An 11,518-nucleotide genomic window follows, 5' to 3' on the forward strand; every position below is an offset into this window, starting at 1 on the left:
ATTTCGGAAAGCATCTTTTCAAGATCCTTCGCAAAAAAACACGGGGCGGCGTTGCAGGCTCGCCCGGCGGAAACCACATGCGTTTCATGGGCCAACTCCGTCCAGGGATGTCACCATCTGTCATCAGCAGCCAAAATCGTGCCTTGACAGGTGATGGTTTTCAATTTACGAGTGACGAAATTCTAAATTCGTCAGTCGTAAATTGGCCAACGAGATGCTTGAAACCCTAGACACCACCGCCGATTCCGCCCGCCAGGAAAATGTCACGCGCATCCTGGATTGCGCGGAGCGATTGTTTCGCCACTACGGCTACGGCAAGACCAACGTCGCCGACATAGCGCGCGAACTCGGCATGTCGACCGCCAACATCTACCGCTTCTTCGCCTCCAAGGTGGAAATCCACCAGGCGGTTTGCGGCCGTATGCTCGAGACCTGCTACCGGTTGACCTACGAAGCCTGCCATGGCCCCGGCACCGCCAGCGAAAAGCTCCGCCGCTACGTGCATACGCACTACCAGTGGACGCTCGAGACCATGATCGACCAGGAGAAGGTGCACGAGATGGTCATCGTCGCCATCGAGCGCGACTGGCACGTCATCGAAAAGCACATCGACAGCATCCATGAACTGGTCGCGGAAGTGATCCGCGAGGGAATCGCTACCGGCGAGTTCGTCGATCAGGATCCGGTGATCGCTTCCCGGTGCTTCGGCGCTGCCATTATCAGCCTCTGTCATCCGCAGATGATGGCCCAGTGCCTCGCCAAGAAGAACCGGGCGACGCCGGACGAGCTTACCGAGTTTGCCATCAGAGCCTTGAAGAAATGACCGTTGCCGCCCGTCGGGCGGCGATACCGGCAATTCATCCCCACAGTTCGGGAGTACGAAAAGTGTCTTTGTCCAAGTCCATCACCTACAGGCGACCGGCCGCCGGCCTAGCATTGATTATGGTTGTCGCTCTCGGCCTCGCCGGCTGCTCGCAGGAGAAAGCCGAGGTCACCGAGATCATCCGCCCGGTCAAGGTGGTCGAGATCGCTAAGGCGAGCGATACCCGTCAGCTTTCCTATTCCGGATCGGTGCGTGCCCGCACCGAGATGAATCTCGGTTTTCGCATCAACGGCAAGATCACCGAGCGCCTTGTCGACATCGGTGACCGCGTCAAGCCGGGCGACGTTCTCGCCCGCATCGATCCCACCGACTACGAGCTTTCGGTGAGAAGCGCTCAGGCCAGCCTCGATGCTGCCGACCGTCAGGTCGAGACAGTCGAGCTTACGCGCAAGCGGGCCGAACAGCTCTACGCCAAGAATTTCGCGCCGAAGTCGCAGCTCGAGCAGGCGACGCTCGCCTATAATCAGGCTGTCGCCACGCGAGACTCCGCCCGCTCGCAGCTTGCCCAGGCACAGAACCAGGTCCGCTATACCGATCTCAAGGCGGACAAGAACGGCATCGTCACTGCCGTTGCCGCCGATGTCGGCCAGGTGGTCGGCTCCGGCACGCCGGTGGTGACCGTTGCCATCGACGGCGAGAAGGAAGTCCTGATCGCTGTTCCGGAAACCGATATCGCCGAATTCAAGCCGGGCAAGACCGTCAAGGCTGGCTTCTGGTCCGATGAGGCGCTGACGCTCGACGGCAAGGTCCGCGAAGTCGCCGGCAGCGCCGATCCGCAGTCGCGCACCTTTGCCGTTCGCGTCAGCCTGCCCAACGATTCTCGCGTGCTGCTAGGCATGACCGCCTCCATCGAAGCCGCGGCGGACAACCGGCAGCAACTGGTGTCGATCCCGCTGGCCGCGTTGGCGCAAAAGGACAGCCAATCGATCGTCTGGACAGTCGACCGCAACGGCGGGACCGTCCATGCGCATCCGGTCAAGGTCGCCGCCTTCACCCCCGACGGCGTCAGTGTCGCCGATGGGCTGAAGCCGGGTGACGTCGTCGTCGCCGCCGGCACGCAGTTCATGACCGAGAATCTGAAAGTCAAGCTGACCGGTGATGCGGCGCAACAGTCGGCGTCGGCCGATGACGCTGCAAGGCGCTTGCGCTGACGGCCAGGCAATTCACGGTTTCCGGGCGGCAGGCGCCCCCGATTTTCGAGATCTCAGGTCGATGTAACCCCCACGTCGATCCTCGCGTCCCACCGCGATGTAGATCTCTCAACTCGGAAAGCCACGCCGCCCGGAAGCCCACATCGGAAGTTCCTTGGGCATGCGAAAGCGCGTGCTCTGTTGATCAAATTGAAACGGACTGACGCCGATGACCATCGACACCAATGAAAAGCGGTCTTTCAATCTTTCGCGCTGGGCAATCGGCCATCCGAGCATTGCCCGCTTCCTGTTCGGGCTGATCATCGTGGCCGGTGCGCTCGGCCTGATGCGCATGGGCCAAAAGGAAGACCCCGATTTCACCTTCCGCGTCATGGTCGTCCAGGCGATCTGGCCAGGCTCCTCGATCAAGGAGATGGAGGACCAGGTCGTCAACAAGATCGAGCGCAAGCTGCAGGAAACGCCGCACCTCGATTTCGTCCGCTCCTACACCCGCGCCGGCAGCGCCATCATCACCTTGCAGGTCAAGGGCGACACCAATCCGGCGCAGGTCGCCGATGCTTTCTATCAGGTGCGCAAGAAGGTCGGCGATATCGCCAATGAGCTGCCGCAGGGGCTGCTTGGGCCTTACTTCAATGACGAATTCGGTGACACGTTCATCACCCTGCATTCGATCAGCGGCGACGGCTACAGCTATCCCGAGCTGAAGAAATTCGCCATCCAGGCGCGTGACATGCTGCTGACGACGCCCGGTGTCGAGAAGGCCGTGATCATCGGCGACCAGCCGGAAAAACTCTACATCGACGTTTCATCCAAGGCGCTTGCCGAACGTGGCCTGACGTTGACCGACCTGCAGAATGCGATCCGAGGCCAGAACAATGTCGACCCGGCAGGTTCGGTCGACACCGGCCAGCGTTCGGTGCGCATTTCGGTCGAGGGCGATGTCACCAGGGCGGCCGACATCCGCGAGCTTCGCCTGCGCGCCGGCAACCAGGTGACGCGCCTCGGCGACATCGCCACCGTGACCTCGGGCCTCGAGGATCCGTACCAGCGCAAGTACCGTTTCAACGGACACGACAGCGTCCAGCTCGGCGTCGTCATGGCCAAGGGCTTCAACGTCACCGACGTCGGCAAGGACGTCGAAGCGACCTACAAGCGCTTCGAAGAGGCGCTGCCCTATGGCGTTTCGGTCGATCAGATTTCCGACCAGCCGCATGTCGTGAAGGAGGCGGTGAGCGAGTTCATGGAAGCGCTCGGCGAAGCGCTGCTGATCGTGCTTTTTGTATCGTTCCTGTCGATCGGCTGGCGCTCGGGCCTGGTGATCGCGATCGTCATTCCGCTGGTCCTGGCCGCCACCTTCGCCATCATGTACGAGCTCGGCATCGACCTGCAGCGCATTTCGCTCGGCGCGCTGATCATCGCTCTTGGGCTCTTGGTCGACGACGCGATGATCGTCGTCGAAATGATGGAGCGAAAACTAGAGGAAGGCTTGGTCAAGGTCGAGGCGGCGAGCTTCGCCTACTCCTCGACCGCTTTCCCGATGCTGACCGGCACGCTGATCACGACGGCCGGCTTCATTCCCGTCGGGTTCGCTGCCTCGACCGCCGGCGAATATGTGCGCACCCTTTTTTACGTCGTCGGCATCGCGCTGATCGTGTCCTGGTTCGCGGCGGTCTATTTCACGCCATGGCTCGGCCACATGATCCTGAAGCAGCGCAAGCACGCCGGCAACCATCACGATGTCTTCGACACGCGCTTCTACCGCCGTCTTCGCTCGACCGTTGCATGGGCGGTGCGCCACCGCATCATCGTCCTGGTGATGACGCTGATGACGTTTGCCACCAGCCTGTGGGCGTTCCAGTTCATCCCGCAGAATTTCTTCCCGCAATCGTCGCGCCCGGAAATCCTTGTCGACCTCTGGTTGCCGGAAGGCACCAGCATCAAGGAAGTCGAGACCCAGGCCAAGGCGCTCGAAGCCAGGATGATGGACGACAAGGACAAGCGCTTCATCGCCACCTATATCGGCGAAGGCGCGCCGCGCTTCTTCCTGCCGCTCGACCAGCAGCTTCGCAACCCGAACTTCGCCCAGCTTCTGGTGATGGCCAATGACGAACCAGCCCGCGAGCGGCTGATCGTCAAGCTGCGCACCATCCTGGCCGAGGATTTCCCATCGATCCGCGCCAAGGTCGATCGCCTGTTCCTTGGTCCGCCGACCGGCTGGCCGGTGCAGATGCGCGTCATGGGTCCGGATCGCCAGGAGGTGCGCCGCATCGCCGACGAGGTGAAGGCGAAGTTCCAGGCAAATCCGCTGCTCGGCGCCATCCACGACGACTGGCTGGAGCCGGTGCCGGCGATGAAGCTGGTGATCGACCAGGATCGCGCCCGTGCGCTCGGCGTCACCTCGCAGCGCATCCGCCAGATACTGCAGGCGACCATGTCGGGAGCGCCGCTCGATGACTTCCGCGACGGCGAGGAGACGGTTTCGATCGTCGCCCGTGAGCCGGAGGCAAGCCGTCACCTGCTGTCGGCGGTCGACTCCGTCTACATCCCGACCGATTTCGGTGGCTCCGTGCCGCTGTCGCAGGTCGCCAAGATCGTCCCGGTGCTGGAGCAAGGCGTCGAATGGCGGCGCGACCGCTTGCCGACCATCAGCGTGCGCGCCACGCTGCCGGACGGCGTGCAGCCGAACGATGTCGCCATGAAAATGTACAGCGAGATGCAGGGCCTGCGCGCCAGCCTCGCACCCGGCTACAAGATCGAGATCCAGGGCGGCGCCGAGGATGCGGCCGAAAGCCAGGCCTCGATTGCGGCGAAAGCGCCGATCATGCTGGCCGTCATCGTCGTGCTGCTGATGATCCAGCTGCAGCATTTCGGCAAGGCCATGCTGGTGCTGGCCACCGGTCCGCTCGGCATCATCGGCGCGGCCGCGGCACTTTTGATCAGCGGCGCGCCGTTCGGCTTCGTCGCCATCCTCGGCGTCATCGCCCTGCTCGGCATCATCATGCGCAACTCGATCATCCTGGTCGACCAGATCGACCAGGACATCGCCGCCGGCGTGGAGCGCTCCGAGGCCATCATCGGCTCGGCGGTGCGCCGGTTCCGGCCGATCGTGCTGACGGCGCTGACGGCGGTGCTGGCGCTGATCCCGATCTCGCGCGGCGTCTTCTGGGGGCCGCTCGCCTACGCCATGATGGGCGGCATTCTCGTCGCCACGGTGCTGACCATCCTTGTCCTGCCGGCAGCCTATGCGCTGTTCTTCGGCAGGGAGCCCAAGAAGGTGGTGGCAACGGAAGAGGCGGCCAAGGTGGCAGAAGAAAGCGAAAGGCCGCAACTGGCCCTGGCAGCCGAATAGAGCTGTTGGCAAATGTGACCTCCGGCGGTTTAATCCGCCCACCAGGCGTAGGCGCCGGAGGAGGACCGTCATGACCATGGCTCAGACAAAGGCACCGCTGCGGCTGCCGATCGACGGGCGCCATCGCCAGATGTTCATCGGCGGCGGCTGGGTCGATGCCCGCTCCGGCCGGACCACGGAGAGCCGCAATCCCGCCACCGGCGCGGTCATCGCCACGGTGCCGCGCGCCGACCGGCAGGACATCGACTCGGCGGTGACTGCTGCGCGCAAGGCGTTCGAGGGCCCGTGGAGCCGGTTCAAGCCTTATGAGCGGCAGGTGCTGCTGCTGAGGATCGCCGACCTCTTCGAAAAGCACTGGGAAGAGATCAGCCGCTCCGACACCACCGACATGGGCATGCCGATCATACGCACCCGCGCCAATCGCAACCGCGTCATCGGCATGCTGCGCTACTATGCCGGCATGGCGACGGCGCTGCACGGCGAGACGATCGACAACTCGCTGCCCGGCGAAATCGTCTCTTTCACCCGCAAGGAGCCGGTCGGCGTCGTCGGCGCCATCATTCCCTGGAACGCGCCAACGGCGGCGTCGATCTGGAAGATCGGGCCGGCGCTGGCGACCGGCTGCACCATCGTGCTGAAGCCGTCGGAAGAGGCGCCGCTGACGCCACTTTTGATCGCCGACATCATGAACGAGGCCGGCGTGCCGGCCGGCGTCGTCAACATCGTCACCGGCACCGGCACCGAGGCAGGTGCCGCACTCGCCGAGCATATGGGCATCGACAAGATCGTCTTCACCGGCTCGACGGCAACCGGCCAGTCGATCGTGCGGGCCTCGGCCGGCAACCTCAAGCGCGTCTCCCTGGAGCTCGGCGGCAAGTCGCCGGTCATCGTCTGCGCCGATGCCGATCTCGACAAGGCGGTGCCGGTGGCGGCGATGTCGGTGTTCGCCAATTCCGGCCAGATCTGCATCGCCGGTTCGCGCCTTTTCGTCGAACGCACCGTCCATGACGAGTTCGTCGAGCGGCTCGCGGCATACGCCAAGGGTCTCAGGGTCGGCGACGGCATCGACCCGGCGACCGAGATCGGTCCGCTCGTCTCCGAAAAGCAGCTGCAACGGGTCACCGGTTACCTCGAGGCCGGCACCGCGGAAGGGGCGAAACTCGTCACCGGAGGCACCCGGCTTGTGGAAGGCGCGCTTGCCGCCGGCAATTTCGTCGCGCCGACCGTCTTTGCCGGCGTCTCGGACAACATGAAGATCGCCCGTGAGGAGATATTCGGGCCGGTGATTTCAGCCTTGCCGTTCGATACGCTGGACGAGGCGGTCGAGCGGGCCAACAACACGCCTTACGGCCTGGCTGCAGGGGTCTTCACCCAAAATCTCGCCACCGCCCACCAGCTGTCGCGCAAGATCCGCGCCGGCTCGGTCTGGGTCAATACCTATCACGCCATCGATCCGGCCGTGCCCTTCGGCGGCTACAAGATGAGCGGCTACGGCCGCGAGGGCGGCGCCGAGCACCTCGCTGAGTATCTCAACACCAAGGGCGTGTTCATCAAGATCGATTGATCGGTCCGCCGCCCGCACAAAAAATGCTCCCCGACGCCGGTTTTGCAAAACAGAATTCCTTCCCATGGCCGCAAAGCCATCCCATGCTCGAGCAATTGGAGCGTTACGCTCGTCGTCATCGGTGCGTTTTTCCATGGCAGAAAATCGACAATTGCGGCTTGGCGCTTTCATGCGGCCCGTCAGCCTTCATACCGGCGCCTGGCGCTACCCGGGCGCCTATCCCGACGCCAACTTCAATTTCGCGCATCTCAAGCACTTCGCGCAAAGGCTGGAAGCGGCGAAGTTCGACGCCTTCTTCATGGCCGACCACCTGGCCGTGCTCAACATGCCGATCGAGGCGCTGCGGCGCAGCCACACGGTCACGTCCTTCGAGCCGTTCACGCTGTTGTCGGCGCTTGCCGCCGTCACCGATCGTATCGGGCTGATCGCAACCGCCTCGACGACGTTCGACGCGCCGTACCACATCGCCCGTCGTTTCGCCTCTCTCGACCATATCAGCGGCGGGCGCGCCGGCTGGAATATCGTCACCACATCCAATCCCGACGCCGCGCTGAATTTCGGCCTCGACGAGCATGTCGAGCACAACGAGCGCTATCGCCGGGCGCGGGAGTTTTATGATGTCGTCACCGGCCTGTGGGACAGTTTTGCCGACGATGCCTTCATCCGCGACGCCGAAAGCGGGCTCTATTTCGATCCGGCGAAGCTGCATGTGCTCGACCACAAGGGCGAATATCTTTCGGTGCGGGGACCGCTCAATATCGCGCGGCCGGTGCAGGGCTGGCCGGTCATCGTGCAGGCCGGCGCGTCGGAGGCCGGACGGCAGCTCGCCGCGGAAACGGCCGAGGTGATCTTCGCCGCCCATGCCGATCTCGCCTCGGGGCAGCGCTTCTTTGCCGACGTCAAGGAACGTGCGCAAAAACTTGGCCGGTCGCGCGACGACATCAAGATCCTGCCCGGCGCCTTCGTCATTGTCGGCGAGACTGTCGAGGAGGCGCAGACGAAGCGGGCCAAGCTCGACAGCCTCGTCTACTACGAGAGCGGCGTCGCCTCGCTGTCGATCGCGCTCGGCCACGACGCGTCGCGGTTCGATCCGGATTCAGTCTTGCCCGAAATCCCGGAAAGCAACGCCAGCAAGAGCGGCCGCGAGCGCGTCATCGAACTGGCGCGCAAGGAAAACCTGACCGTCAGGCAGCTTGCGCAGCGGCTGGGCGGCTATTCCGGTCTTGCCTTCGTCGGCACTTCGAAAACCATCGCCGACGAGATGGAGGAATGGCTAGTCACCGAAGGCTCGGACGGGTTCAACGTCATGTTCCCCTATCTTCCCGCCGGATTGGATGATTTCGTCGAGAAAATCGTGCCCGAATTGCAGCGGCGCGGCATTTTCAGGAGCGAATACGAAGGATCGACCCTGCGCGAAAATCTTGGCCTGAAGCGGCCGCCAAACCGGTTCTTCCAACCTGAGACGGCAGCGATCCGCAAAGCTGGTTAGAACCGGTAATGATTTTAGACCGTGGCAAGCATCCGTTCTTTTCGTTCGGTCCGAATGTCCATAGGGTCATGAGCAGCGGGCTGGCAGCCCGAAATCGTCGCGAGGGCTTTGCATCATGACCAATCCGGCCGTTGTCGGTTTCTCAGGCAATTTCACCCGGCCGTCCAAGACGCGCGGCTTCGTCGATCGTATCGTGAACGAGGTAGCCGGCAGATATGGCCTGGCCGCCAGCACGCATGACGTCGTCGACCTCGGCCCCAGCCTCGGTGGCGCCAGATGGGCGCGTGAACTGGATGCGCAAGCGGGCGATATCCTCAAGTGCGTCGTCGCGGCGGACGTGCTCGTCGTAGGCTCGCCCACCTACAAGGGCAGCTACACCGGCCTGTTCAAGCACTTCTTCGATCTTGTCGACCCAACGGCGCTCAGGGGCAAGCCGGTGGTGCTGCTGGCGACCGGCGGCGGCGACCGGCATGCGCTGATCATCGAGCACCAGCTGAGGCCGCTGTTCGGCTTCTTCGAGGCCTTTACGCTGCCGACCGCGATCTACGCTTCGGACAGGGATTTCATCGACGGCGTGCTTGCGTCCGAGACGATCCAGGCGCGCGTCGGACAGGTGCTCGAGGATATCGGTGCAGCGCTTGGCGGTCGCTCCCGCGCAGGCACCGCTGCCGAATAGCCCCTAAAAAGAAAAACCCGCCTCGGCGGCGGGTCTCGGGGCGAATCAGCACCATATCGAGATTAGTAGCATAGCTGCCGGCACAAAGCAAGAACAAAATGCAGGGATCGAGCGCGCCTTGCGCGCCCGATCCCTCAAGGCAAGCCGTCAGATGACGAACAGCCAGTTGGCGAGCAGCATCACCACGACGCCGGCGACCAGCGTCAGATAGGGCAGCATCCCCGCCTTTTTCACCGCAAGGTCGGACGAGCTCATGCCGAGATCGGCCAGCATGTGGTCGGGGAATTTGCCCTTGTCCTGGATGTAGTGCCGGAAGCAGAACACCGGGATGATCAAGGCTGCCGTGATCAGCCCGGCCCACAATGCCATCGGGTTCCACACCTTGGCGCCGGCGCCCATGAAGACCGCGTTGACATAGGCAAAGATGGCGCCGAGGCCGAGTACCCAGCTCGGCGCCTTCCATGGCCGCGCGATGTGGCCATTGTCGATGCGGTGGATCCAGCCGGCATTGAGATTAAGGAAGTTGAAGATGATGTAGCCGCAATTCGACACCGCCAGGATGAAGAAGAAGCTCGTTGCGTCGGCCGAGGCGATGGCCAGCACGATCAGGTTGAAGATCAGGTCGGTCCACATCGCCCGCGTCGGGGCGCCGTGCTCGTTGACATGGCTGAGATAGCGCGGCAGCCAGCCGTCGACCGAACCTTGATAGAGCGTGCGCGAGGAGCCGGCCATCGCCGTCATGATGCAGAGCACCAGCGCCAGGATCATCAGCATCACCAGCAGGCTGTGGATCAGCTGTCCGCCGCCGACCATGCCGGCCAGCGCATCGGCAACGCCGGAGCCGTCGACGATCGGCGTCGCCAGCATGCCGTTCAAGCCGAGCACGCCCTGGAAGGTGAACGGCACCAGGATGAACAGCAGCATGCACAACAGGCCGGAGTAGAAGATCGCCTTGAAGGTATCGGTGCCCGGGTTTTTGAACTCGGAGGTGTAGCAGACCGCGGTCTCGAAGCCGTAGGTCGACCATGCCGCGATGAACATGCCGCCGAGCACCAGCGTCCAGCCGGCGATGTTCCACGCGCCGGCCTCCGGCGCATAGGCGGCGGCGAGCGGCACCAGCGGCGAAAAATTTGCCCAGTTGATCTGGCCGGTGACGATCGGCACCACGCCGACGATGAGCATCGGGATGATCACCAGCAGGCCGATATATTTCTGCACGTTGGCCGTGCCCAGGATGCCGCGATGCTGGATCGAGAAGATGATCAGCATCAGCACCGCGCCGATGAAGAAGGTGGCGTTGAAGGTGAAGGAAACCGGGCCAAGCGTGTGACCGTAGAGCGTCCAGTTACGGATCGCCGGCGTCGCCGCCGCGGTGACCGCGGTGATGGCGTCAGCGGCGCTGGTTCCGGCATGGGCCGCAATATAGGCGGCGACTTCCGGCGAAGTGTCGGTGAACAGCGGCACCGGCGCCAGTGCGTTGAGGATATAGGCGGCGGCGATCGAGCAGCCGAGCGACAGAACCGGCGACCAGGCGAACCAGTTGCACCACACCGAAAGCGGCGCGATGAATTTCGAATAGCGCAGCCATGCGGTGGCGCCGTAGACCGAGGCGCCGCCGGATTTGTTCGGGAACAGCCCGGCGATCTCCGCATAGGTGAAGGACTGCAGGAAGCCCATGACCATGGATACGGCCCAGATCAGGAAGGCCAGTGTTCCGGTGGTGCCGGCGATGCCGCCGATCGAAAACAGGACAAGGGCCGGAACGCCGCTTGCCACCCAGAAGGCGCCGCGCCAATCGATGTTCCGGTGCAGCTGCCCTTCGGCAGGCGGCACCAAGGTGGTGACTATCGTGCTCATTTACGTGGATTCCCCATTTTTGATGTTCCCCATCGGCAACAGCCGCAATCTCGCGAGGCGTCATCGACGCTCACGTTGAACGGCCCCAGGCGTTTTCCGCTCAGTAGTATTTTTTTCTTAGCAGTGAAGATTGACCCAACGCGCTTTCACGTCAAGCGCTTTGTGACGCTGTGCACATTGCGCTTGTGAAACAGTCGAGCTTCGCTGGCGCTGCCCAAGGGTGCGGTCTGTCCTTCTCCCCTTGTGGGAGAAGGTGGCCGAGCGAAGCTCGGTCGGATGAGGGGTGTTCCAGCTTGGCAAAACCGCACTTCGTCCAGCACCCCTCAACCGTCTTGGCGCTGCGCGCCAATCCACCTTCTCCCACAAGGAGACCTTTGCATAGAAGCCGATTGGTGATTCTGTGATGATGGTCGAAGCAGGGAGATTCGGGATGGCGGATCGTGTTCTGGGTCAGTTGAGTCTGGCGGACGGGCTGGCGGCGTCGGACGAGACGATTTTCGACCTGGTATCGAAGGAACTGGACTGGGCACCGATCCGAACATTGCTGGG

7 protein-coding genes are annotated in these 11,518 nt (G+C 63.1%); 6 read left to right on the forward strand and 1 reads right to left on the reverse strand.

Features of this window, described 5'->3' with window-relative positions; genetic code table 11:
* Positions 1–214: 214 nt before the first annotated feature.
* The 6 genes from NKI25_RS20205 to msuE all read left to right on the forward strand — a co-directional run bounded on the left by NKI25_RS20205 (position 215) and on the right by msuE (position 9,112).
* On the forward strand, positions 215–823 hold the full coding sequence (locus NKI25_RS20205) for a TetR/AcrR family transcriptional regulator (RefSeq protein WP_023675998.1): 609 nt from the start codon (positions 215–217) through the stop codon (positions 821–823).
* Between the two features lie 62 nt (positions 824–885).
* A complete protein-coding gene (locus tag NKI25_RS20210; RefSeq protein WP_023675997.1) occupies positions 886–2,034 on the forward strand; it encodes an efflux RND transporter periplasmic adaptor subunit in 1,149 nt (382 codons plus the stop codon).
* 208 nt (positions 2,035–2,242) lie between these two features.
* On the forward strand, positions 2,243–5,383 hold the full coding sequence (locus NKI25_RS20215; RefSeq protein WP_023675996.1) for an efflux RND transporter permease subunit: 3,141 nt from the start codon (positions 2,243–2,245) through the stop codon (positions 5,381–5,383).
* A gap of 70 nt (positions 5,384–5,453) precedes the next feature.
* Entirely contained in the window at positions 5,454–6,947 is a 1,494-nt protein-coding gene (locus NKI25_RS20220; protein WP_352704669.1) for an aldehyde dehydrogenase family protein, read from the forward strand.
* A gap of 133 nt (positions 6,948–7,080) precedes the next feature.
* Positions 7,081–8,436 carry an LLM class flavin-dependent oxidoreductase gene (locus NKI25_RS20225; protein WP_023675994.1) on the forward strand — a complete coding sequence of 452 codons (1,356 nt, stop codon included), beginning with the start codon at positions 7,081–7,083 and terminating at the stop codon, positions 8,434–8,436.
* Between the two features lie 115 nt (positions 8,437–8,551).
* On the forward strand, positions 8,552–9,112 hold the full coding sequence (msuE, locus tag NKI25_RS20230; protein ID WP_023675993.1) for an FMN reductase: 561 nt from the start codon (positions 8,552–8,554) through the stop codon (positions 9,110–9,112).
* A 147-nt stretch (positions 9,113–9,259) separates the two neighbouring features.
* On the opposite strand, the gene NKI25_RS20235 is transcribed toward msuE, so the two are convergent.
* Positions 9,260–10,969, reverse strand: a complete 1,710-nt coding sequence (locus NKI25_RS20235) for a trimethylamine N-oxide permease (protein WP_023675992.1) — start codon at positions 10,967–10,969, stop codon at positions 9,260–9,262.
* Positions 10,970–11,518: the final 549 nt, after the last annotated feature.

The organism is Mesorhizobium sp. M0808, assembly GCF_040320025.1.
Taxonomy (GTDB): Bacteria; Pseudomonadota; Alphaproteobacteria; order Rhizobiales; family Rhizobiaceae; genus Mesorhizobium.